This is a genomic window from Rheinheimera mangrovi, from assembly GCF_003990335.1.
Taxonomy (GTDB): Bacteria; Pseudomonadota; Gammaproteobacteria; order Enterobacterales; family Alteromonadaceae; genus Pararheinheimera; species Pararheinheimera mangrovi.
Genome location: NZ_CP034683.1, coordinates 4,162,773 through 4,189,571 on the forward strand (window position 1 = coordinate 4,162,773; position 26,799 = coordinate 4,189,571).

Annotated in this window: 6 protein-coding genes; 2 read left to right on the forward strand and 4 right to left on the reverse strand. The window is 50.4% G+C overall.

The window, feature by feature from the left end:
- Positions 1-25 precede the first annotated feature (25 nt).
- A complete protein-coding gene (locus EK374_RS18725; protein ID WP_127026052.1) occupies positions 26-640 on the forward strand; it encodes a DUF1190 domain-containing protein in 615 nt (204 codons plus the stop codon).
- Positions 641-646: 6 nt separating this feature from the next.
- Complete coding sequence (locus EK374_RS18730) at positions 647-1,798, forward strand: glutathionylspermidine synthase family protein (RefSeq protein WP_127026053.1); 1,152 nt, start codon at positions 647-649, stop codon at positions 1,796-1,798.
- Positions 1,799-1,833: 35 nt separating this feature from the next.
- Here the strand turns inward: EK374_RS18730 and EK374_RS18735 are convergent, their stop codons facing one another.
- The 4 genes from EK374_RS18735 to EK374_RS18750 are packed head-to-tail and all read right to left on the reverse strand — an operon-like array spanning position 1,834 to position 26,773.
- Positions 1,834-2,658 carry a hypothetical protein gene (locus EK374_RS18735; protein WP_127026054.1) on the reverse strand — a complete coding sequence of 275 codons (825 nt, stop codon included), beginning with the start codon at positions 2,656-2,658 and terminating at the stop codon, positions 1,834-1,836.
- Positions 2,659-2,662: 4 nt separating this feature from the next.
- Positions 2,663-4,780 (reverse strand): site-2 protease family protein, encoded by a 2,118-nt coding sequence (locus EK374_RS18740; RefSeq protein ID WP_127026055.1) that lies wholly within the window; start codon positions 4,778-4,780, stop codon positions 2,663-2,665.
- On the reverse strand, positions 4,781-6,118 hold the full coding sequence (locus EK374_RS18745) for an HlyD family efflux transporter periplasmic adaptor subunit (RefSeq protein ID WP_127026056.1): 1,338 nt from the start codon (positions 6,116-6,118) through the stop codon (positions 4,781-4,783). It lies immediately after the preceding gene.
- A 3-nt stretch (positions 6,119-6,121) separates the two neighbouring features.
- A complete protein-coding gene (locus EK374_RS18750) occupies positions 6,122-26,773 on the reverse strand; it encodes a cadherin domain-containing protein (RefSeq protein ID WP_127026057.1) in 20,652 nt (6,883 codons plus the stop codon).
- Between the last annotated feature and the right edge of the window lie 26 nt (positions 26,774-26,799).

Genomic DNA, 26,799 nt, shown 5'->3' on the forward strand with positions numbered 1-26,799 from the left:
TGCACAATAAACCAAGGAGTCACTGATGAAACAAAAAGTGCTGAAACGCAGTAAAAAAGCCGCTTTAGTGTTAATGGTGCCTACTGCAACTTTTTTAATGGCAGGCTGTGGTCAGGAAGAAGCTGTGCAAACTGCTGCTTTTGAAACTGTCGACCAATGTGCCGCTTATTACAACCCGGAACAATGTAAAGCAGACTTAGGTCAGGCATTAGCAATGCATACCCAGGTCGCGCCTAAATACACAGATAAAGCAGCCTGCGAAACTGACTTTGGCGTTGGCCAATGTGAAACTCCTGCTCAGGCCGCAGCTGCGGCAGGCACAGAGCAGCCAGCCCAGCAGGCTCAGGCCTCCAGCGGCGGCTTTTTTATGCCAATGATGATGGGCTTTTTAGCAGGTCAAATGCTGAACCGCTCAGGTTCGCAGTTAAAGCAACCTGTGCAGGCGCAGCCATTGTATAAATCAAGAGATGACCGCAGTACCTTCCGCACTGCAACCAATACACCAGTCGCTAAAGGTGTAGGTCCTGCCTATATCAAACCGTCTTCTGTACAACCTAAAGCAGCAGGTGTAGTCAACAGAGGTGGTTTTGGTGCTCAGGCGGCCAAACGCTCCAGCTCAGCCAGCAGTTTTGGTGGTTAAAAGCCGATGAAAAAAGTAGCTTGTGACGAGCGCCCTGGCTGGCGCTCTTATGCTGAATCTGTAGGTTTTGAGTTTCATACCTTTGATGGTGAACCTTATTGGGATGAAACAGGGTATTACCAGTTTAACCTGCGTCAAATCGAACAGGATTTAGAAGAACCGACCGAAGAGCTGCATCAAATGGCGTTGGGTTTAGTTGACGACGTTATTCGCGATGAAGAAAAGCTGCGCCAGTTAGCTATACCGGAAAAGTTCTGGGATTTTGTCGCAGACTCCTGGCGCAACAAAGCCCCGTCTTTATACGGCCGACTGGATTTAGTCTACGACGGCACAGGCCCGGCTAAATTGCTGGAACTGAATTACGACACGCCAACCTCTTTATTTGAAACAGGTTTTTTCCAGTGGGTATGGCTTGAAGATCAGATTATGCGTGGCAAGGTGCCACAAGGCGCCGATCAGTTTAACTCCCTGCAAGACCAGTTAGAGGCCGCCTTTGCCAACCTGCCTTTAGCGAATCCTTTGTATTTCGCTTCTGTTGCCAACAGCATCGAAGACAAGGGTACAGTGATGTATCTGATGGATATTGCCAGACAAGCAGGTGTCGACAGCCGGTTTATCGAACTGGAACAGTTAGGTGAAGCCAGTGGTCAACTGGTTGATTTGGACGGTTACGCCATAGGCGGCTTGTTTAAACTGTATCCGTGGGAATTTATGGTGCAGGAAGATTTTGCGTCCGTCATCTTAAGCAGTCAGACCCAATGGCTGGAACCGGGATGGAAAATGCTATTGTCGAACAAAGGCATATTGCCTTTGCTGTGGCAAAAACATCAGGGCCACCCCAACTTGCTGGAAAGCCATTTTGAACAAGCAGACCAAAGTTTTGGCGCAGGCTGGGTGCGTAAACCGCTGTTTTCCCGCGAAGGCGCGAATGTTGAATTAGTGACTCCAAACGGCGAAAAAGTCAGCGAACCAGGCCCATACGCCGATTCGCCTTTTATCCGCCAAAAATTCCAGCCGTTACCAAAATTTGGCGACAGTTACACCATGATTGGCAGTTGGGTCGTAGGCAACAGCGCCGCTGGTATTGGTATTCGTGAAGATAACTCCTTGATCACCAAAGACAGCTCCAGGTTTTTGCCGCACATTATATTGGATTGAGAATAATGCTCTGGTTGCTTTAGTAGCCAGAGCTATTAAGGTACCAGTGAAACACCCTTTGGCAGCGTCAAATACGCCAGCACCGCACTATCACGGCGAGAACTGTCCTGGTGATAGCCTTTGTTTCTATACAGTTGGCAGAACTGCAACGCATCGCCTTGTTGGTGCAAAAAATCATTCTGCTGCACAGCGGATAAAGCCTCACGCCATTTGGTTCCAGCCTCTGCAGGTGGTGGCGGTAAACTGGCAAGAATGCGCTCTGAAGCTACAAACTGGCTTTGGGTTGCTACTGCTAACATATCGTCCGACGCGTCACCTATCCAGCTAATACCGCTTTTTGAAATAAAAAACAAAGGTAAATAAGGGGCCAGCGCCGGACACACCTCATTGCGATACACTGTTACCTCCCAATAGCTTCGGGCTACAGGGACAAACTGTTCAAAGCTGGTGATTTGCTCCAAACCAGATTTGGCTAAAGGTAAAACTTCAATACGTGGCTTATTTGGATTAACAGTGTCGTTGGATACATCCAGATACCAATCACCGATAGCTATAGCGTTTTGAAAGTAGACCCCCCGAAGAGCGCCCCATATTTTTCGTAGTACCTCCCCTTGCACCAGGCGTTCGCGGATTAATACCAATCCAGGCTCAGTTGCGGTCGGTAATTTTTTTTCTAACAGCGTAAAAACCGCATCGCGAATTTCTCTGCAACGCCCCAAAGGGTATATTTTGCTGCCGATGTAGGGGTATTTAGGGACTAACTCCAGATCCACAGTTAAACGTAAATAGGCTAAGTCAGCCACTATAGCGTTTACCTGATCAGCATCCCAGTCTGGTTTCGTTTCAGCTTTATCACTCATCGTTCTAAAAACCTGATTCTCTTAATAAAACACCATAGATGTAACGTAATCCATCTACCAGTAAGCTAGAGGCTTCAACAGGTAAATTTACACTGCCATACTGCTGGCGGGTAAGGAGGTTTTCATCCTGAAACCTCAGATAAACTTCGTAGGTTGCCTCATCCGGAATAAGCAATTTTTCCATTTTTTTGGCTGCTATAGGCCCGCCATACTCAGAGGCCAACCCGGCGTAGTTCAGATGCTTTATCGCGGCGGGAATAACTTTTTCAACCACAAGCTTAGTCTGAAGTAACTCGCCATCATCGCCGATAAATAGAGCTTCACTGCCAATTTTTAGCTGGCTTACAACACGACCACTGACATAAGCCTTCACTACGCCACTTTTGTCGTCGTACAAAGTAGCCAGCGGCGCGTTTTCGTTAACATAGTCACCTTGACTCATTGGCATCCACTGGCCTATGTAGCCTTCGTATGGTGCTCGAATAGCCAGCTTTTCCCTGCGTTCTAACAAAGATGCCAAGCGGGAATTCTCCCGTGACATTTGGGTTTGTAATGTCAGTTGTGTATCTCGTAGCATGGCTCCTGAGCTGGCGCGTTGCCATTGTGTATGTAGCGCTTCTAACCTGACCTGAGTTAAGCGGATCTGCTGCTCTAGTTCGGCGGATTCAAGCAGAACGAGTAATTCCCCCTGTTTGACCTTTTTATCCGGTGTAATATTCCAGGAGATGATTTGACTGGATTCGCCGGGATAGAAGTTTTGATGACGCTCAAAAGTAGCTACAGCTGGCGCGCTGATTTCGTTTTGCCAGGGAAACACCAACACCACAGCCACAAGCAGGCAAAGCGACAAGGTTATGCGACTGGCTTTATTTAGTGTCATGTGTTTCCTTAGACTAATCCAAACAGCTATCTCTGTGACAACGGGAACCAATACAAACCATATTATTTCCACTAAAAACAACGCTATACCTAACAATTTAAAGGCAAAAAAATAAACTAAAAGGGCAATACCTATAAACAAAACTAAGCGGTACAACCAGGTGCTCCAGGCATAAGTAACCATAAGTGCACATTTTTTTCTGTTGAGTGGCTCAGGCGGTGCAAAACCAAAACCAAATAACAGCTCACGTAAATACCACTTACCGATTAAAAAGGAGCGTGGTTGTAGATTCTCCATACCCAAAAAATCGGACAAGGCGTAATAACCATCAAAACGCATAAAAGGACTGATATTAATCAGTAAGGAGGATATCCAGCTGGTAGTTGCTACAAAAAACAATACATTACGAAAACTCCCCTCAGGTACTATGCCCCATAAAAAAGTGGCGACACAAGCAATATAGATTTCAACCCGAATGCCTGCGGTGACAATATCCAGCCGCTGAAACCTGGAACGCAAACGCCATGCGTCTGTGGTGTCTGTATACAAAATGGGGGTCAGTAGCAAAAATGCGACGCCCATAGAGCTCACCCTGCAACCGTAACGTTTAGCAACTAATGCATGGCCTAGTTCATGAGCTGTTTTTACCAGCACGAGAGCGCCTATATAATAAAATATTGACGACAGATTAAAGAAGTTTTGCAGGGTATGAGTAAAGTTATCCCATTGCCGCAATACCATGACTAAACCCAATAGCCCTAGCAACAAAGCGACCCAATGCAGAGGTAAAGTGAATAAAAATTTTAATCGTGAAAAATAGCGGTTTAACAGTAAATCAGGGCGTATCAATGGAACTTTGATAAACAAATAATTGTGCACAAGCCAGGTAAAGAGGTGTTTTTTATGCTTCACCTGCTCCGCCTGCAACCTTGCTAGATCTTTATTCGTATTGCTTTCAAATAAATGATTTAACTCCAAAAACCGAATGAAAAATGCCAGTTCACCTTCCTCTATATCAATGTCCCATTGCTGAACCTGAGCTAGCAGTTCTGCCTCATTTTTTGCCTTACTCCACTCTTTAAACAAATAAAAGGCGGTTCTGGACAAGAAAAAAAACTTATTGGCGAGAGGATCAAATATTTGCCAGCGCGGCTCGCCATCCTCATCCGGAGAAGCGGCCAACAGACGTAAATTTTGACGTAACCTGGGTAAAGAGGCTGGTTCAACTACTTGAGATGACATTTAAAAGCCTAAACTTTGGCGCACAAAGGTGATGGGCCTGCGGAATAGATAATAAGCCAGCGAAACCTTTTCTCCGTACAACTTGGCAGTTCCACGCAAACCAATGCGGGGCGCTGTGGTATCCACTGTGCTGTCTGCAACAATACGATAAGCCACTATCTGATCCGGCGTTAAACTGGGTTCAAATGAGGAATAATCCACGACAAAAGGGATAGGGTTCAGTGGATCGGTGTCAAGGTAGAAAGTTACCTGATTACCACGACTTAAAGAAATAGCGTCTTTAACCGGTAGCCGGACCTCTAATTGGATCTTGCTTGGATCAGCCACAGATAAGATACGCTCTCCCACCACAACAGGGCGGCCTTTCCATTGCTCAGGATCATCAAGTACAGCAATACCGGCCTGATCGGCAATGATGTCTGTCTGGGCTAACTTCGTTTTTAAATAACTCAGTTCAATACTTTTCAACTGAACTTGTGATTCCAGCTCTGCCAGTTCCGATTTTTTCCTACTATCAACATAACCTGCTTGTTCAGCTGTGCGCAATTCGGCCTGAGCTCTTTCCAGCTCTCGTTGAGCTACATCATAATGTCCTTTGAACTCCGTCTTATCCATCAGCACAACGGGCTGGCCCTTATGAACAATATCTCCCGGCTTGACCAGTACTTCACTAACAGCTCCGGCAATAGCAGACGTAATCATAAATGGCTCTTTTGCAATAATCTCTGCAGGAGCTAACACAGTTAACCTCACAGGGATAAAACTGGCTAACAACAAAGTTACGGCAGTGACTAGTTGCACACGCTTCGACAACAGCTGCTTTAACCAATAACGCCAACCTGATTTAGATGCAAAAAAATGCAAGGCATGCGCGTAACTTGAGGCAAGATGCTGCAACAATCCTATTTCTTTTTCTGTCCAGGCTGTAGATTTAGCTAACAGCAACACACCAACTCGTTGATTTGGTTTAGCTGGAATAAAAAGCGGCAACCACAGCATATAAGGCGGAGAGAATTCTGATAGATCATTCAGCAATTCAATTGGCCATGCAGCTGGCTCGAGGAGATGAGTTTTAGCAGCAGAATTTGACTCATTTATCAGTCTGGCGACTTGTTCTACCCAGGCACAAAAGGGCGTTGTGCGGTCTATCAGCGAAAGATCACTCAAAGCGGCAAGGGTTAACCGCTCAAGTTCATTGCCGCTCAAATAGGCCGCTTGTTCATAGGACACCAGACTGCGCGTCGTGTTCACCATTACAAAACAGAGTTCTGTAAAAGTTTCACAACGCCGGACCTGTTGCTCTATCTGTAATAATTGTGCAACGGCTTGTTCAGACATAAATTAAGACGCCAATAATTTCATTACACTGCTGCCATAGCCATCAGCTTGTCCTGCTGCTACCGATAATTGCTGATCAAGCGACATAAAGGCGGTCACATTTTCTGCCCCTACAAAGCCCAAAGGTTCAGCGGCTGGCGCTGTTGATTCAGGCAGATTTTCCAGATCGACTTCAATTTCCAGCACCCGAATTACACCATTGGCATCAACAGCATTAATACGCAGTGTAACTTTGCCTTGTCCTGGCGGTGGTGTCATAGTGACCTCACCTGTCACTGGGTTTACTTTGACCCAATCCGGCAGCTCTGTACCATCAGCTAAGGTTGCACTGAAACTGGCAGCTCCTACTGTGTCAGCTAACACGATCGAAATTTGACCTGTTTGGATGATCATATTAGCCACAGTTAAGCTGCTATTAAGAGAGTCACCGACTGGCTGAGTAATTTGTACCTGACCGTCAGCTCCCACGTTTACTACTACTGCCGAGGTTGATGCAGGTGCAGGTGTGTTAATAGAGCTAAAGCTACTGGTTCCAACTGGCACCTGAACAGCAAACCCACTTGAGGTCCCTGCAGAATCAACAGTGCCTTGCGGTAAGCTGCTTAAACTAATAGGAGCAATCTCAATCGCCTGAGGTTCCACTACTGGCGCAACAGGCGCTGGGGCAGGTGCAGGTACAACAACCTCAGGAGCTATAATAGGAGCTGGTTCTATCGTTAAGGTCACAGGGATTCGAACTTGACCACCATTCGGATCGGTAGCAACCAATTGCAGAGTCAGTACCCCTGTTACATTTCCTGACAGGAGACCTGAAATAGTGCGGGTTAACGGGTCAAATACCAAACCTTCAGGTAAATTCTCCACACTTAACAGCAACTGTCCGGTTTCAGAACCATCAATGTCTGCAAACAAATTACCCGCTACTGTGACAGGGGCAAAGACCTGACCCAGAGTTCCAGTCATTGCCGGAACACTACCAACTGCAGTAGGTGCATCATTGCTACCATTGATCACAAAGATTGCATCTCTCGCTTGAGTGGCAATGCCATCGGTAACACGGATGGTAAAGATATCACTAGCTAGCTGACCCGCAGTTAGTGCCTGAGTATCGCCATCACTATTATCCAACAAATAGGTCACGACACCACTGGCTAACGAAAAAGTCGCGGTTCCAAACGAACCTGCTTTTGAGAAAGTTAGGCCACCATCTGTGCTGACCCAGCCTGTTTCAATCAAGAAGCCAGTGTCATAACTTACGGTTCCGACAGTATCCAGATCCCCTTTGCTGAAGCTTATTGTGGCGCTATTAATGCCTGTGGTTGCGTTGTTGACCCCACCCGCTTCAACCAAAGCATTGCTGGCACCGCCTGCAGTCAGTGTTGGGGGATTGTCGTTTAAGTCCACTACACTGACCAGCACATCCTGGTTGCTGCTCAGCGTGCCATCGCTGGCTACGACAGTGAAGCTGTAGCTCGCTTTAGTCTCGTAATCTGCAGCGTTTTTCAGGCGCACTTCGCCGGTCGTCGCATTAATGGTCAGCAAGTCAGCATCTGCACCGCTCAGGCTGTAGCTCAGGGTGTTGTGGGCTGAAGTGCCATCCGCATCGGTTGCGGCTGCGGTGTAAATCACTGTGTCTGTTGCTGCGTTTTCATTCACGCTGCCGGTCGCGCCAGAGCTGATGACGGCTGTATTGTCATTTAAGTCAATGACACTCACCACCACATTCTGGTTGCTGCTCAGCGTGCCATCGCTCGCCACCACCGTGAAGCTGTAGCTGGCTTTGCTTTCATAATCCGCAGCGTTTTTCAGGCGCACTTCACCTGTCGTCGCATTAATGGTCAGCAAGTCAGCATCTGCACCGCTCAGGCTGTAGCTCAGGGTATTGTGAGCACTGGTGCCATCTGCATCGGTTGCGGCTGCGGTGTAAATCACTGTGTCTGTTGCTGCGTTTTCATTCACGCTGCCGGTCGCGCCAGAGCTGATGACGGCTGTATTGTCATTTAAGTCAATGACACTCACCACCACATCCTGGTTGCTGCTCAGCGTGCCATCGCTCGCCACCACCGTGAAGCTGTAGCTGGCTTTGCTTTCATAATCCGCAGCGTTTTTCAGGCGCACTTCACCTGTCGTCGCATTAATAGTCAGCAAGTCAGCATCTGCACCGCTCAGGCTGTAGCTCAGGGTGTTGTGGGCTGAAGTGCCATCTGCATCGGTTGCGGCTGCGGTGTAAATCACTGTCGTCGTATCGGCGTTTTCATTCACAGTGCCTGTTGTGCCAGAGCTGATGACGGCCGTATTGTCATTTAAGTCAATGACACTCACCACCACATCCTGGTTGCTGCTCAGCGTGCCATCGCTCGCCACCACCGTGAAGCTGTAGCTGGCTTTGCTTTCATAATCCGCAGCGTTTTTCAGGCGCACTTCACCTGTCGTCGCATTAATAGTCAGCAAGTCGGCATCTGCACCCGTCAGGCTATACGTCAGCGTGTTGTGGGCTGAAGTGCCATCCGCATCGGTCGCGGCTGCGGTGTAAATCACTGTGTCTGTTGCTGCGTTTTCATTCACGCTGCCGGTCGCGCCAGAGCTGATGACGGCTGTATTGTCATTTAAGTCAATGACACTCACCACCACATCCTGGTTGCTGCTCAGCGTGCCATCGCTGGCTACGACAGTGAAGCTGTAGCTGGCTTTGCTTTCATAATCCGCAGCGTTTTTCAGGCGCACTTCACCTGTCGTCGCATTAATGGTCAGCAAGTCAGCATCTGCACCGCTCAGGCTGTAGCTCAGGGTATTGTGAGCACTGGTGCCATCTGCATCGGTTGCGGCTGCGGTGTAAATCACTGTGTCTGTTGCTGCGTTTTCATTCACGCTGCCGGTCGCGCCAGAGCTGATGACGGCTGTGTTGTCGTTTAAGTCAATGACACTCACCACCACATCCTGGCTGCTGCTCAGCGTGCCATCGCTGGCTACGACAGTGAAGCTGTAGCTGGCTTTGCTTTCATAATCCGCAGCGTTTTTCAGGCGCACTTCACCGGTCGTCGCATTAATAGTCAGCAAGTCGGCATCTGCACCGCTCAGGCTGTAGCTCAGGGTATTGTGAGCACTGGTGCCATCTGCATCGGTTGCGGCTGCGGTGTAAATCACTGTGTCTGTTGCTGCGTTTTCATTCACGCTGCCGGTCGCGCCAGAGCTGATGACGGCTGTGTTGTCGTTTAAGTCAATGACACTCACCACCACATCCTGGCTGCTGCTCAGCGTGCCATCGCTGGCTACGACAGTGAAGCTGTAGCTGGCTTTGCTTTCATAATCCGCAGCGTTTTTCAGGCGCACTTCACCTGTCGTCGCATTAATAGTCAGCAAGTTGGCATCTGCACCGCTCAGGCTGTAGCTCAGGGTGTTGTGGGCTGAAGTGCCATCCGCATCGGTTGCGGCTGCGGTGTAAATCACTGTGTCTGTTGCTGCGTTTTCATTCACGCTGCCGGTCGCGCCAGAGCTGATGACGGCTGTATTGTCATTTAAGTCAATGACACTCACCACCACATCCTGGTTGCTGCTCAGCGTGCCATCGCTGGCTACGACAGTGAAGCTGTAGCTGGCTTTGCTTTCATAATCCGCAGCGTTTTTCAGGCGCACTTCACCTGTCGTCGCATTAATGGTCAGCAAGTCGGCATCTGCACCGCTCAGGCTGTAGCTCAGGGTATTGTGAGCACTGGTGCCATCTGCATCGGTTGCGGCTGCGGTGTAAATCACTGTGTCTGTTGCTGCGTTTTCATTCACGCTGCCGGTCGCGCCAGAGCTGATGACGGCTGTATTGTCATTTAAGTCAATGACACTCACCACCACATCCTGGTTGCTGCTCAGCGTGCCATCGCTGGCTACGACAGTGAAGCTGTAGCTGGCTTTGCTTTCATAGTCCGCAGCGTTTTTCAGGCGCACTTCACCTGTCGTCGCATTAATGGTCAGCAAGTCGGCATCTGCACCGCTCAGGCTGTAGCTCAGGGTATTGTGAGCACTGGTGCCATCTGCATCGGTTGCGGCTGCGGTGTAAATCACTGTGTCTGTTGCTGCGTTTTCATTCACGCTGCCGGTCGCGCCAGAGCTGATGACGGCTGTGTTGTCATTTAAGTCAATGACACTCACCACCACATCCTGGTTGCTGCTCAGCGTGCCATCGCTGGCTACGACAGTGAAGCTGTAGCTGGCTTTGCTTTCATAATCCGCAGCGTTTTTCAGGCGCACTTCACCTGTCGTCGCATTAATGGTCAGCAAGTCGGCATCTGCACCGCTCAGGCTGTAGCTCAGGGTATTGTGAGCACTGGTGCCATCTGCATCGGTTGCGGCTGCGGTGTAAATCACTGTGTCTGTTGCTGCGTTTTCATTCACGCTGCCGGTCGCGCCAGAGCTGATGACGGCTGTGTTGTCATTTAAGTCAATGACACTCACCACCACATTCTGGTTGCTGCTCAGCGTGCCATCGCTCGCCACCACCGTGAAGCTGTAGCTGCCTTTGGTCTCGTAATCTGCAGCGTTTTTCAGGCGCACTTCACCTGTCGTCGCATTAATGGTCAGCAAGTCGGCATCTGCACCGCTCAGGCTGTAGCTCAGGGTATTGTGAGCACTGGTGCCATCTGCATCGGTTGCGGCTGCGGTGTAAATCACTGTGTCTGTTGCTGCGTTTTCATTCACGCTGCCGGTCGCGCCAGAGCTGATGACGGCTGTATTGTCATTTAAGTCAATGACACTCACCACCACATCCTGGTTGCTGCTCAGCGTGCCATCGCTGGCTACGACAGTGAAGCTGTAGCTGGCTTTGCTTTCATAGTCCGCAGCGTTTTTCAGGCGCACTTCACCTGTCGTCGCATTAATGGTCAGCAAGTCGGCATCTGCACCGCTCAGGCTGTAGCTCAGGGTATTGTGAGCACTGGTGCCATCTGCATCGGTTGCGGCTGCGGTGTAAATCACTGTGTCTGTTGCTGCGTTTTCATTCACGCTGCCGGTCGCGCCAGAGCTGATGACGGCTGTGTTGTCATTTAAGTCAATGACACTCACCACCACATTCTGGTTGCTGCTCAGCGTGCCATCGCTCGCCACCACCGTGAAGCTGTAGCTGCCTTTGGTCTCGTAATCTGCAGCGTTTTTCAGGCGCACTTCACCTGTCGTCGCATTAATGGTCAGCAAGTCGGCATCTGCACCGCTCAGGCTGTAGCTCAGGGTATTGTGAGCACTGGTGCCATCTGCATCGGTTGCGGCTGCGGTGTAAATCACTGTGTCTGTTGCTGCGTTTTCATTCACGCTGCCGGTCGCGCCAGAGCTGATGACGGCTGTGTTGTCGTTTAAGTCAATGACACTCACCACCACATCCTGGTTGCTGCTCAGCGTGCCATCGCTCGCCACCACCGTGAAGCTGTAGCTGGCTTTGCTTTCATAGTCCGCAGCGTTTTTCAGGCGCACTTCACCTGTCGTCGCATTAATGGTCAGCAAGTCAGCATCTGCACCCGTCAGGCTGTAGCTCAAAGTATTGTGAGCTGAAGTGCCATCTGCATCGGTTGCGGCTGCGGTGTAAATCACTGTCGTCGTATCGGCGTTTTCATTCACAGTGCCGGTCGCGCCAGAGCTGATGACGGCTGTGTTGTCATTTAAGTCAATGACACTCACCACCACATCCTGGCTGCTGCTCAGCGTGCCATCGCTGGCTACCACCGTGAAGCTGTAGCTGGCTTTGGTCTCGTAATCTGCAGCGTTTTTCAGGCGCACTTCACCTGTCGTCGCATTAATGGTCAGCAAGTCAGCATCTGCACCCGTCAGGCTATACGTCAGCGTGTTGTGGGCTGAAGTGCCATCCGCATCGGTCGCGGCTGCGGTGTAAATCACTGTGTCTGTTGCTGAGTTTTCATTCACGCTGCCGGTCGCGCCAGAGCTGATGACGGCTGTATTGTCATTTAAGTCAATGACACTCACCACCACATCCTGGTTGCTGCTCAGCGTGCCATCGCTGGCTACGACAGTGAAGCTGTAGCTGGCTTTGCTTTCATAATCCGCAGCGTTTTTCAGGCGCACTTCACCTGTCGTCGCATTAATGGTCAGCAAGTCAGCATCTGCACCGCTCAGGCTGTAGCTCAGGGTGTTGTTATCTACGTCCGTTGCAGTCACTGTGTAAATCACTGTAGTCGCTGCGTCAGCGTTTTCATTCACACTGCCTGTTGCGCCTGACGTCACCACCGGGGCTTCGTTCACATCCAGTACACTGACCACCACATCCTTGCTACTGCTCAGGTTACGGCTGTCGGTCACGACTACGCTGAAGCTGTAGCTGGCTTTGGTTTCGTAATCCGCAGCGTTTTTCAGGCGCACTTCACCTGTCGTCGCATTAATAGTCAGCAAGTCTGCATCTGCACCGCTCAGGCTGTAGCTCAGGGTATCGTTATCTACGTCCGTTGCAGTCACTGTATAAATCACAGTGCTGTCCGCTGCATTCTCATCGACACTGCCCGTTGCCCCAGAGCTGATAACCGGGTGTGAATTCAGAGTCAGAGTCACATCATTGCCTGTGCCACCTTGATATCTGATTTGGAAGTCAGAATCGTGAGCTGGCAGAAGGCCATAATCCGCCACACCATTCAAGGTTCCAGTGACTGAATCGCTGGCATCATTATCAATTAAAACATATGAATAAGCTGCGTCTGAACCTGAGTAGTTAATCTCAAAGGAACTATCAGCCCCAAGAGTCACAGCCCCCGTCACCACGACTTGATCGTATTGAGTTCCTGCTGCTGTGCCGTTGATGTTAGCTTTTAACCGGCCATTCAGTGTCAGATTGCCATTGACAGTCAATGAGCCTGCTGCTGAAGCACCTGGAGCTAGGAAAGCCCCTTGATTTATGGTTAAAGCGCTATTTGAACCTGAAGTGAAAACAGAGCCTGTTCCGCTTAAAGTGGCGCCAGACAGCACAGAAATCCCTGATGTTGCAGTTAAAGCACCTGCTATATTTAGGCTACCTTCACTTACTGTAGTAGAACCTGTATAGCTGCTGGATCCTGATAAAGTTAGAGTGCCTGAACCTGTTTTAACTAATGAGCCACTTTCCTGATCCAGGATCTGACCCGAGAAGTTAGTAGAGCTATTGTCAGAACCCACAGTAAGAGTGCCAGCATTCAAAGTCACAGTGCCAGCACCTGCAAGCGAACCTATGGTCTCGTCAGTAAGTTCAACATGCAGTGTCGCGCCAGACTGAACTATCACTGCGCTGTTATCGCTGATTCCATTACCACCAGCGACGGCTAAACTACCTTCTGAGATTGTTGTAGTACCAGTATAGGTATTGTTGCCACTCAGGGTCAGGGTTCCATTTCCTGTTTTAGTCAATGAACCAGAACCCGAAACCGCACCTGACAAAGTGGCTGTTGCAGTCGAATTCACAACACCACCATTGGCACCAAGCGTCACACTATTGTCTATGGTGCTAGTCCCAGTGATGGATAAGGCACCGCCATTGAGTATCAAACTACCCGCCAGCAAGTTAGCATCACCTGCAACCGCCAGTGAGCCAGCGGACACCGTCATAGAACCCGTGCCGGTTTGAGTGCCTGACAGGATCAGGGTACCAGCTCCAAACTTGTTCAGGTCGCCAGTGCCGGAGATAGTGCCAGACAGGCTAACCATATCAAGGTTGGTGATACTGCCTGCAGAGGATAACTCTATTGCATTATCGATGGTCGTGGCACCCGTCACTGACAACGCGCCGCCATTCAGCGTCAATGCACCAGCCAGCAGGTTAGCGTCTCCGGCAACCGACAGCGTACCGTCGAGAATACCCATCTCACCCGTGCCAGTTTGAGTTCCTGATAAAGTCAGAGTACCAACCCCATCCTTGCTCAGCGAACCAGTGCCTGACAGCACTCCAGATAAAGTCACAGCGTCAGTATTTATTACACGACCACCTAAACTGCCAAGTGCAATCGCATTATCAATGGTACTGGCACCCGTTACAGACAACGCGCCGCCATTCAGAGTCAATGCGCCAGCCAGCAGATTAGCATCGCCCGCAACCGACAGAGTGCCTGCAATAATGCTTATGCCACCCGAACCTGTCTGAGTACCAGACAAGGTCAGCACACCAGAGCCACTCTTATTTAGCGAACCAGTGCCTGACAACACTCCAGATAAAGTCACAGCATCCGTATTTATGACACGACCACCTAAACTGCCAAGTGCAATCGCATTATCAATGGTACTGGCACCCGTTACAGACAAAGCACCTCCATTCAGCGTCAATGCACCAGCCAGCAGGTTAGCGTCTCCGGCAACCGACAGAGTGCCTGCAATAATGCTCATGCCTCCCGAACCTGTCTGAGTACCACTTAACGTCAGTGCACCCTCACCCGCTTTAGTCAAGGCTCCGGTTCCAGAGATAACTCCTGACAAGGTCACCGCGTCAATGTTGTTGATAGTACCAGCCGCAGACAAATCAATTGAGTTGTCTATGGTTGTCGCTCCTGTGACAGAGAGAGTACCACCAGCCAAAGTGACGGTACCCTCCAGCAAGTTGCCATCTCCCGCCACTGAAAGCGTACCAGCAGAAATCGTTATCCCGCCCGTGCCAGTCTGAGCACCGCTCAGCGCCAGAGTGCCACCACCTGCCTTAATCAAGCTACCCACACCACTAACAACGCCAGAGAGCATCAGGTTGCCGCCAGTCAAAGAGAATCTCGTATCCGCATCCAGGGTGACATTGCCAGTGATAGTCGAACTACCCGAGGTAAACTGAAGGGCGCCGTTGCTAGAGCTTCCAGCCCCACTGAGAATTAAGTTCTCGGCCAAAGTCACGCCATCACTGAGCCTCAGGCTGGCACCATTGCTAACCGTAGTTCCAGCGATCGTACTACCAAGCGCATTACTATGGTAGGCACGCAGGTAGCCCGCCGATACGGTAGTGGCACCTGTGTAAGTATTGTTGCCCGATAACTCCAGAATACCATTGCCGGTTTTAGTCAGGCTGCCGCTGCCACCGATCACTCCACTGATCGCCAGCACAGCAGTGCCCGAATTGCTGTGGATAACAGCGTCATCGGCAAGAGTGATTGATCCAGATAAGGTTGCAGTACCACTGCTAGCCGTATAGGCCAGCGCACCTGCTGACGAAACGCCGCTCCCCGACAGGCTAATGTCCTCAGCGATGCTAAGAACACTGCCAAGACGCAGAGTCGCTCCGCTCTCAACCCTGGTACCGGAACCACTTCCGCTGGCACCCAAAGCCGTAGTGCTGCCTGCCACCAGGGTACCGGCGGAAACAGTGGTTAATCCGGTATAAGTATTGGTACCCGACAAGGTCAGAACCCCGAGGCCAAACTTTGAAAAATCGCCCGAGCCAGTAATATTACCTGACAAGGTCACTGAGTTGGCATTGCTGACGCCGCCACCGTTGCTGCCCAAAGTAATGCTATTGTCGATGGTAACATCAGTCCCCGTTACAGTGAGGTCGCCACCATTCAGCGTCAATGCACCAGCCAGTAGGTTCGCGTCTCCCGCAACCGACAGCGTACCGTCGAGAATACTCATCTCACCCGTGCCGGTCTGAGTACTGGATAAAGTAAGAGTACCGGCCCCATCCTTGCTCAGTGAGCCAGTGCCCGACAGCACTCCAGATAAAGTCACAGCGTCCGTATTGATGACACGACCACCTAAACTGCCAAGTGCGATCGCATTATCAATGGTACTGGCACCCGTCACTGACAACGCGCCGCCATTGAGCGTCAATGCACCAGCCAACAGGTTAGCGTCTCCCGCAACCGACAGCGTACCGTCGAGAATACTCATCTCACCCGTGCCAGTCTGAGTTCCGCTTAATGCCAAAGTACCATCACCGACTTTCGTCAATGAACCACTACCTGACACCACTCCCGACAATGTTGCCGTCACATTAGCGCCAACATTGATCTGCCCATTGTTGGAGAATACTGAGATAGCGTTATCAATATGAACGCCATCTGCAATCAAGTTCAGGGTTCCGCCATTTAGCGTCAAAGCACCTGCACCCAAATTCGAATCGGAACTGACTGACAATGACCCGCCAAAGACTGCAGTGTCCCCTGCGTAGCTATTGCTACCCGACAGAGTAAAGTCGCCTGAACCTGTCTTTATTAACCCGCCACCATCCTGGATCACACCAGAGAATGTGGTGCTGCTATTATTGCCGCCCGTCGTCAGGCTGCCGCCATTCAGTGTCAGGCTACCTGCACCAGCCAGACTGCCGACAGTCTCGCTATCGCGCAGCTCTAATTCAGCTCCGGCATTAATAGTTACGGCACTGCTATCAGCAATAGCTGAACCACCTTGCAATAAGAGCTTACCCGCAGAGACTGTAGTCGCGCCAGTATAGGTATTTGCTCCTGATAAGGTCAGTGTGCCTGAACCTACTTTGGTGATACCGCTGGCGTTGGTTGAAGAAATAACACCTGAGAAAATAGTATTGGTGGAACCACCTACAGTCAGTGTGTAACTTAATGACACCTCGCCAGCTCCAGCCAGCGAGCCGATAGTTTCATCACTTCCTGCCAGACTGAGCGTAGCGCCGCTATCTACAGTCACAGCGCTGTTATCGCCGATAGCGCTACCACCTGACAGTTCCAGTGTACCTGCAGCTATGGTGAGGTTACCGCTATGGGTGTTGGCGCCCGATAGATTCAGCGTACCAGCTCCGGACTTAGTTAACGTGCCTGTGCCGGACATCACACCAGATAAAGTGACGGCATTAGCATTGCTCAACGTACCACCACTGCTACCAACCGCAATAGTATTGTCAATAGTCACCGAAGAGCCGGTCACTTCCAGAGTACCGCCATTCACGGTGACAGTGCCGGCCCCCAGATTGGTGTCGTCGCTGACACTCAGTGTGCCCTTGGTGACCGCCGCCGCAGTCATGGTATTGCTGCCAGACAGGATCACCTTGCCAGAGCCATTAGACGCCACCGCCAGGCTACCATTACTAATCACACCTGAGAAAAGGAGGTTACTGCTGAGACCGTTATCGATAGTACGGGTCGCACCACCTAAATCCACGTTACCACTGAAGGTTAATCCGTAGGCGCCTGAGATTGTCAGCGTACCACCTAAAACCAGATCATTACTGAGGGTGTAAGGACTTGTCATGCTCCGAACCTTACCACCATTGATGGTCAGAGTGCCGGAACCTACTGCATTGTTGTTTCCAATAGTCAGAATACCGCTGCTAAGCGTGGTACCACCGCTATAGGTGTTTGCTCCCGACAAGTTCAGAGCGTTTCCACCAACTGTGCTGACAATGGTCAGGCTGCCGGCGCCACCCATTACACCCGATAGAGTTGCTGAACCCGCGGAGATATTAACAGTACCGCCGCCGCTGCCCAGAGTCATACCCTTGGAGTAGCTTAAGCTTGCCGTACTGGCCAGCGTACCACCGTCAAGTGTTAACCCGGAGCTGCTGCTGATGGCATTGCTGCTAACAGCCAGCGTACCGCCCGTCACACTCAGGGCTCCTGTCAGAGTGTTGCTGGCCGACAGTGTCAACTTGCCGTCGCCTGCCTTGGCTAGATTGCCTGAACCTGCAATCACGCTACCGATCGTAGCCGTGTCGCCCGTGCTGTTACTGATGGTCAGTGTATTGCCGGAATCGATGTTAATACTGCTGCCAGTAATAGTCAGCCCATTGGCTGTATCTAATTCCAGTACATCGCCCGCTCCGGCCGTCACCGCGCTTCCCAGTGTAATGGTTGAGTTATCACTCAACACCACTTTAATAGTGTCTGAACCCGACTGGCTTGCACCTTTAGCAAGCGCTTCACGCAAACTGAAACCGTCAGCCGCATCACCATCGCCATCGTCGCTGTTCGTATCCACATAAATCAGGTTACTGGTCACAGTGATGGTGCCCATCGCCACGTTGCCCGATAGGTCATCCGTTAAAGTAAGACGAATATTCGCATCGCCATAAGGGGTCGCATTGCTGTAGCCAATATTCTGCACCAGAGTCTGTACTTGCGCTGTCGTTGCTACACTGTCAAAGGTGATCACCAGCTTACCTGTTGCTGATGAATAAGCCCAACTGGCAAATACTGTAGTTCCATCTGACAGTGTGCCCGAGCTATCCGCGCCCTTCACAATAGGTCCGCCAGTAACAGTTAATCCTGACAGGAAACTAAACAGATCGTTCGCATTACCATCAGCAGTGCCGCCCGAGGTCACACGCTCTATGGTTAGGGTGCCATTTGTCCAGTTGCCCTCAGCGTCTGTAACAACAGTGCTACCCGGCGCTGTCAGACCATTGGCAGCATCCGTAAGGCTGACGGTCGACCCCACCGTCAATGTTGGAGCGGCATTGACAAAGGCCAGCATAAAATCATTACCACCTGAAGCGGCTCCAGCATCACTGGCGGAGTAATAGGCTGTTAATGCGAAGCCCGTATTACCTGTCGGTGTTAGTTTTTCTCCCTCTGCAAGTGTGGCAAAAGTGCCAGTATTCGCGTCTGAACCGTCATTACTGATAAAGCGGAATACATCACCATTGGTTGGACTGTAGGTCAAAGCTGTCGAAAGATTGGCACCATTAAGTGACACAGTTCCGTTTACAATCACCTGGTCATAATCGCTACCAGCTGTGCTCCCTGCAATGTCTGCAGCAAACGTAGAACCTGAAGCCATTAAAAGGTTGCCATTTACCGTCAAGGTACCTGCAGCATTGTTGCTGCCAGCCACACCTGGGGACAAGGTAGCACCATTGGCTACGGTTAAGGTATTACTGGAGTTGATTGCAAAAATACTGCCCGTCCCTCCCAGCGTTGCGCCTGACGCTACTGTAAGGCTTGACGTTGCACCTAACGAACCATTCACCAATAAAGTACCGGCTGACACTGTAGTAGCGCCTGTATAGGTAGAGCTGCCGCTAAGCGTCAGCGCGCCGTCACCAGCCTTGCTCAGCGCACCAGAACCTGAAACCACGCCCGACATTGTCAAAGCATTCGCATTGACTATCCGTCCACCACTGTTGCCTAAGACGATATTCTTGCTGATAGTCACATCGCTGCCTGTTACTGTCAGGCTACCGCCCACCCCAGTGTTCAGGGTCAAAGTGCCGCCAACCAGATTGCTCGCATCTGTTATAGAGAGCGTACCCGAAGAGGCAGACAAGTTGGTTGTAGTAGCCCCGCTGTTGGTTCCACTTAATACCAGGCTGCCTGTCCCCATCTTGTAAGCTGTATAAGCACCGCTCCAGGTACCACTGCTCGTCAAGGTAGCACTACCATCAACAGTTACTCGCGCATCGGCAGTCAGCGTAAGATTTCCCGACAAGGTCGCACTACCACTGGTCAGCGTTAAACCACCAATCCCCGCAATAGACAGCGCTTCCGCGACATTCACGCCATCGCCAAGACTTAGCTTGCCTCCGCTACTGACAGTAGTACCTGCCGTTGTCGCACCCAATGCAGTATCGCTGCCGGCAACCAGCGTTCCGGCTGATACCTGCGTAGCTCCTGTATAGGTGTTGCTGCCTGTTAATGTAAAGGTACCTGAGCCTGATTTCGTCAGACCTCCGTTGCTACCATCTCCGTCCTGAATAACACCTGAGAATGTGGTACTACTATTGTCGCCCCCTGTAGTCAGGCTGCCGCCATTCAATGTCAGTGTACCAGCCCCTGACAGACTACCTATGGTTTCATTGCTGTTACGTAATTCTAATTCAGCCCCTGTATCAATAGTTACGGCACTACTATTTGCAATAGCTGAACCATTTTCCAGATAAAGAGTGCCTGCTGAAATTGTGGTTGCACCTGTATACGTATTAGTCCCACCCAGGGTCAGACTACCTGAGCCCACTTTTGTGACACCGCCGCCAATACCTGAAATAGAACCAGAGAATAGACTGTTGCTGCCGTCGCCGCCTAATGTCAGCCCGTTACTGCCCAACGCTACATTACCTGCTCCGGACAATGAACCTATGGTCTCAGCGCCGTCTGTCAGACTCAAGGTCGCTCCGCTATCTACAGTCACAACGCTGTTATCGCCGATAGCGCTGCCCCCTGACAGCGCCAGAGTTCCGGCTGAAACTGTGGCAGCACCGCTGTGGGTATTAGTACCTGACAAGGTTAAAGTACCGGCACCTGCTTTGGTGAACGCCCCGGTACCAGAGAGCACGCCTGACAGAGTGACTGCATTACTTGCATCAACACTGGCTCCGCCGCTGCCTATAACAACAGCGTTTTCTAGCGTTGCTGCGCCTGTGATAACCAGACCACCACCATTGAGGTTAATTTGGCCCGTACCTATATTACTGGAATCCGTAATAGAGAACTTGCCAGTATGGTTAGCTACTGTAGCAATACCGCCAGTCCAGTTAGTGGCTGTGCCTGACAACTTGATAGTTCCGCTCCACGCATTGGTAAGCGTATAATCATTTCCACCATCGCTGATACCACCGGAGAATTCCAGAGTAATATTGCCAGGGTCGACCAGAGTATCGCTACTTAATGTAACGGCCCCCGTGAAGGTGACATCAGTTCCGGAAAAACCGGCTTGTATTGCACCATAACCAACACCAACTCCGCCTATAACCAGGTCGTTCGCTATGGTAGCACCGTAGTTAAAATCAAGATGTGCACCAGAATGAATAGTCAGTGTGCCATACGCATTGCCATTGCCTGCGTCCGCACCACCTAAGGTTGCGGTAGCACTATCGATAACAATGGCACCTTCGCTTAAGGTTGTATCACCAGTGTAGGTATTGACCGCTGCCACACCCAGGCTACCAGCGCCGGTTTTGGTCAGAGACCCGCTACCACTGATCACGTTAGACCATTTAGCATATACACCGGACGCGGTAGCTATAGTGCTGTCACTGGCCAATACCAGAGCATTTGTCATAGGATTGGAGAAAGAAAAATTGCCTCCGCTTAACATTTGCAGCGTACCGCCATCCAAAGTGATGGTGCCAGTACCTAAGTGAGAATTTCTGGAAATAGCCAATGTACCTGCTGCGACAGTAGTTCCGCCGCTGTAAGTGTTGCTGCCATCGCCAGACGTCAGCGTTAAGGTACCAGCACCAACCTTGGTCAAGCCGCCACCATTGCCACCATCCCGAATAGCGCCAGAGAATATGGTACTGCTGTTATCGCTACCCGTCGTCAGGCTGCCGCCATTCAGTGTCAGGCTACCAGCACCAGCCAGGCTACCGATAGTTTCGCTATCGCGCAGCTCTAATTCAGCTCCGGCATTAATAGTTACTGCATTGCTATCAGCAAGTGCTGAACCACCTTGCAATAAGAGCTTACCCGCAGAGACAGTTGTGCTACCCGTGTAGGTATTGGCACCGCTCAGGGCCAGTGTGCCTGAACCTACTTTGTTGATACCGCTGCTGTTCGTTGAAGAAATCACACCAGAGAAAACTGTATTGCTGGCATTACCTAGGGTCAGGCCATAACTTAGGGAAACAGCTCCAGCTCCAGCCAGCGAGCCAATAGTTTCATTGCCTCCGGTCAAACTCAGCGTCGCACCGCTACTTACAGTCACAGCACTGCTATCGCCAATGGAACTGCCACCTGACAGCGCCAGTGTACCTTGCGACACCGTGACGGCTCCGCTGTGGGTATTAGCCCCGGACAAGGTAAGTGTTCCGCTGCCTACTTTGGTTAAGTCAAAATCACCGCTGATGACGCCACTCAACGTCAGACTATCACCTGCGTTAAATGCACCGATCAGACTGTCAGCGGCCAGGGTAATATCACCGGTCACAGTGGCTGAACCAGTCCCTTCATTGATTTTTAAAGCACCATAGGCAGAATTGATACCTACACCACTAATAGTAAGATTCTCGGCAATAGTTACGCCGTCCATCAAGCGCAAAGTAGTACCACTAGCGACTGTTGTAGAACCTGTGGTGTTACCCAAGGCATTATTGTGAGCTGCAATAATGACACCCTGATTCAGGGCAATATTACCGGAATAATTAGCATTATTACCTGATAAGGTAAGTACACCTGCACCGGTTTTGTTTAACTCACCTGTTCCAGAAAAAACTCCAGATAAAGTGGCGGCATTGGCAAAGTTAACTGTACCTCCGTTGCTGCCAATGGCGAACGCATTGTCAATAGTCACACCACTACCTGTCACCGACAGAGTGCCGCCATTCAGCGTTACCGTATCTGAACCCAGATTGCTATCACCGGTTATGCTTAAAGTTCCCGACGTAATACTGGTAGCTCCATATGCATTGTTTCCGGATAAAATAACCTGCCCCAGACCGGAAGAGGCCACAGTTAAGTTGCCGTTACTGATAACACCAGATAAGTTTAAATCCTTGCCCACACCCAATCCGTTACTGAAGATTCGAGTACCGCCCCCTAAATCGACGTCTCCGGTAAAGGTTAATCCATAGCTACCTGCCATAGTAAAGGTCGTATTAACCACTAGATCATTGTCAAGAGTTCGGGCGGCTCCCGTACTACGAACCTTGCCACCATCAATAGTCAGTGTGCCAGTACCCACAGCGGTATTCGATTCTAAGCTCAGAATACCGCCGCTCAGCGTCGTGCCTCCTGAATAAGTATTCGCTCCGGACAACGTTAACGCGTTACCCGCACTGGTACTGCGAACGGCTAAATTACCAGTGCCACTTATCACGCCAGATAAAGCCATTGAGCCATTACTGAGATCCAGTGTTCCACCATTACTACCAATACTGACTGCGAACTCTTTGCTTATACCAATATTACTGAGTGTTGATAGCGTTCCACCATTCAACGTCAAGCCTGAGGTTGCATTAATACCCGTGGTATTCGTTTTTAACGTGCCATCCGTAACGCTGGTTGCTCCGGTATAGGTGTTGGTTGCACCCAGAGTTAAAACGCCTGCGCCTGCTTTCGCCAAAGCTCCCGTACCTGAAACAACACCTGACAAAGTAGCGGTGACGCCAGTATCAACCTTGACAACACCTCCGCTAGACAATAAAGAAATGGCATTATCAATATTCGCGCCATCGCCCGTTACAAATAACGTACCTGAATTTAATGTCAGCGCACCTGACCCAAGATTCGAATCACCGGTAACGGATAATTCACCACCCGATACCACAGTGCCACCGTCATAGCTGTTGTCGCCACTCAGTACTAAAGAACCTGCTCGAACCTTGGTTAAGCTGAAACTGGAAGAGCCGTCACTTATAGTTCCGCTGATAGTTAAACTGCCAGACAGTACGCCGATCGACGAATTGCCTGCAAGTGTGACAGTACCGCTGCTGCTGCTAGTCCCTACGCTCAGTAAGGCTCCAAGGCTACCAACTCCAGTCCCGATAATACTTACATCCTCAGCAATAGATACATCAGAAAGAGCCAAAGATGCGCCGCTACTCACCACTGTGCCACCCACGGTGCTGCCAAGAGCATTGGCATGATTCGCTTGAAGGCCGCCTTGGGCTATTGTTGTCGTTCCGCTGTAGGTGTTATCACCTGATAGCACTAATGTGGTACTACCGCTTTTTATCAGATTACCAGTTCCACTGATGATACCAGTTAAAAATGCTTCTACGCCGCCACTTCCGCTAAGCGTCGTAATCTCAGCGGTCCCAACCAGAACAATGTTGTTGTCGTATGTCTGGTTACCAGTCACCTGAAGTTTACCGCCGCTCAATGTTACCGTGCCGCCCAGCAACATGCCGTCGGTAGCTACATTTACTACGCCAGCGCTTACAGTCAAGCCACCTGTCGCACCTGAGTTGCTGCTGTTGCTGAGAGTCAGGGTGCCGTTGGCAGATTTAGTTAACGTACCAGTACCAGACACCATGCCAGATAAGGTGACATTCGTGCTATTAGATATCGTTGAATCTGCATTCACCACGATATCGTTATCAAAGGTTGCATCGTTACTGATGACTAACGAGCCGCCATTCAGAGTAACTGTCCCAGCAAAGCCAAGGCTCTCATTTGCAGATGCCGCATTGACCGTACCGTTATTGATCGTTACACCACCATCGAAATCTCCGTTGGTGGCAGAAAACGTCATGCTACCTGCGCCAGTTTTAGTTAATAGCGCACTACCCGCAACTGAGCCGGAAAGCGTCAGATGCCCACTGCCAGTCTGGTTAAAAGTGGCACCACCAGTTTCAATTGCAAAACTATTATCAACGGTGAGTGTATTAGCCGCTGTGGCAAAAGTGGCACCGCCACTCAGGATAACGTCGCCTGTCCCCAGATTGTTATCACTGGAAATGGACAAGGTACCACCCGTCACTGTGGTCTTACCCTCATAGGAGTTGTCACCCGATAACGTAAGCCTGCCGTCTGCAGTTTTAGTCAAACCACCCTCGCCAGCGAGCACACTGGAAATCGTAGCGTTATCGCTGCTGCCGTTCGTTAACGTCAGGGTTGTATCTGCTGCCAACGTTATGGTGCTGCCCGAGATATTGACGCTGCTGGTTGCATTAGCGTCAATGATTAAGCTTTCATTAATCGCTAAATCACCCGCCAGTGTGGTACCACTAAACGCGCTGCTTAACACCAGTGTCTGTGTACCTGTAGTGTCGGCTGCTGCTATAGCCACAGCTTCGCTGAAGCTAATGCCATCAGACACATCAATAGTTGCGGTGTCAGTGGTATTGGTCACGTAGATAGTATCGCTGGTGACTGTTGTCGTCGCCGTAGTGCTACTACCTGCGCCATCCGTCAGAGTGAAACCAATACTTACATCACCCGCTGGGGTGTCGTTTTGATAGCTGATACCACTGAAAATCCAGCCCACCATTTCTGAGGTGGCATTGGCGTTAAAGGTGATAGTCAGCACACCATTCACATTGGTGTAGCTGGCAAAGCTCTGCCCTGCAGCTTGACTGTAAAACTTCAGCGTACCACTGGTTGCATCTGTTGCTGTGGCTTCGACATAAATACTATTAAAGTCGAATTTGTCGCCGGCCCAGGCACCATCTACTGTGCCGCCCGTTGCAGTACGTTGTATAACCAGCGAACCACCGTTCCAGTTGCCTTCCGCATCTGTGACTGCAGCAATACCTGTTAAACCACTAAAATTATCGAGATAAGTGTAAGTGCCATTTGGCCATTCGCGTGTATCACCATCCAGATTGTTGATAACAGGGGCTGTGTTGGCTGGCGCCGCAGTGGTGAAGTTAAAGGTGCTATCGTCGCTTATCGCGGCCAGGTCATTGCTTGCAGTGTCTTCAATACTACCAGCGTCAAACCGCAGGCTATATTGGGTACCTGCCAGTAAATTACCATTAGGGTTGAGCGTCAGCTTGTCGCCACTTATGGTCAACGTCGAGCCGTTCGAACCAGTCACTGTGCCACTGGAAATGTTAGTGACATTAAAGGTTTCGGCGTTTTGGCCTTGAGTCACATTACGCAGGGTAATGGTACCACTGGCACCGAATTGAATATCTTCACTAAAGTCTACGACTATGTTATCGCCGACAGCGACGTTGGAGGCATTATCGGCAGGGGTAGAATTGGCACTATCCAATGTGGGAGCTGTGGTGTCAGCAGCAGCGAATGTGTAGGTGACGGTATTACCGTAGGCGTAAGTGCCTCCCTCGTAGGACAGGGTGATAACATTGCCGGATATTGACACGCTAAAAGCGTTCATCATCGCCTGATCACCGGATTCGGTCGGCATAGTCGACCCGAAATTGCTGAAGGCTGTGCCGGAGCCTGACTGGTATTCCCCCCCCGGTGTGTAATTAGTGTAAAATTTGAGTTGAATCGGCCACAGGTCTTCGGTGGGGTAATTACCAAAATTATCCACATTTGTAATTGTGAATCCGTTGTCAAAAAAATCGATCTCAAGATACCCTTGATCGTCAGGGTCAAAGCTTTCATCACTTGTACCAATCGCCCTATAAAAGGCGTTACCTTCAGCAGTAATGGATTCAACCGTTACGTTATTAGCACCCCCATTATAAAAACCAAGAATTCCTTCAAAGAAAGCCAAATCTAGCGACGCAGTTTCCAGCCTGCCGCCGCTAGCCTCCAACTCCCAATCCCCGCCAAGATTGGCTGCACCTGTTAGGTCATCCGACGCCGCCACATCCGCTTGGGTGGCTTGGGCTAAAGCAGTAATAAATTCTTGCCCTTCACCGCTCGCAACTTCACAACCATAAAGCAGTAAATCGCCACTTTCATTCAACGCCGCGCCCAGTTGGGCTAAATCAGCTGAACGGGTATGAACGGTACTAACATTTAAACTAAAACCACCTAAACTGACCTGCCCTTCAGCGCCATGACTCAGAATATGAATAGCGTCATAATCCGACTTGCCCTGTGCCCAGTCGGCCATTTGTGCAAGACCGTCTTTGCTGCCATCCAGCAATACGACCTCAACGCCCTCTTTCATACCGTTTAGCAATGTCTGGTAATCCGTTACATTGCTGTCGATAAACACCACTTCTTTTTTGCCAGAGTTTCTGCCCGGGTCCAGTGGGCGAAGTTCCGTAGGTGCAATCCCTGTGGACAGATCCGACTGACCAAGATCCTCCCCTACAGCCTTGTACACTGCATCCTGTTGCAACTGTGCATCAGTGATGACATCAACAGCTGTGGCTACCGCAGCACCATCCAACAACAAACGTGGCTCTAAGGCCGTAATCAAAGGTTTACGTGCTAGTTTTTTGTTGGAGTAATGCTTTTTCATAATAACCACCTCAGGGGGATTTTTTT

Bases quoted from the DNA above. Each gene is read 5' to 3' on its own strand.
- EK374_RS18740 (WP_127026055.1), bottom strand. From the start codon at position 4,780: ATGTCATCTCAAGTAGTTGAACCAGCCTCTTTACCCAGGTTACGTCAA.
- EK374_RS18750 (WP_127026057.1), bottom strand. From the start codon at position 26,773: ATGAAAAAGCATTACTCCAACAAAAAACTAGCACGTAAACCTTTGATT.
- EK374_RS18735 (WP_127026054.1), bottom strand. From the start codon at position 2,658: ATGAGTGATAAAGCTGAAACGAAACCAGACTGGGATGCTGATCAGGTA.
- EK374_RS18745 (WP_127026056.1), bottom strand. From the start codon at position 6,118: ATGTCTGAACAAGCCGTTGCACAATTATTACAGATAGAGCAACAGGTC.
- EK374_RS18725 (WP_127026052.1), top strand. From the start codon at position 26: ATGAAACAAAAAGTGCTGAAACGCAGTAAAAAAGCCGCTTTAGTGTTA.
- EK374_RS18730 (WP_127026053.1), top strand. From the start codon at position 647: ATGAAAAAAGTAGCTTGTGACGAGCGCCCTGGCTGGCGCTCTTATGCT.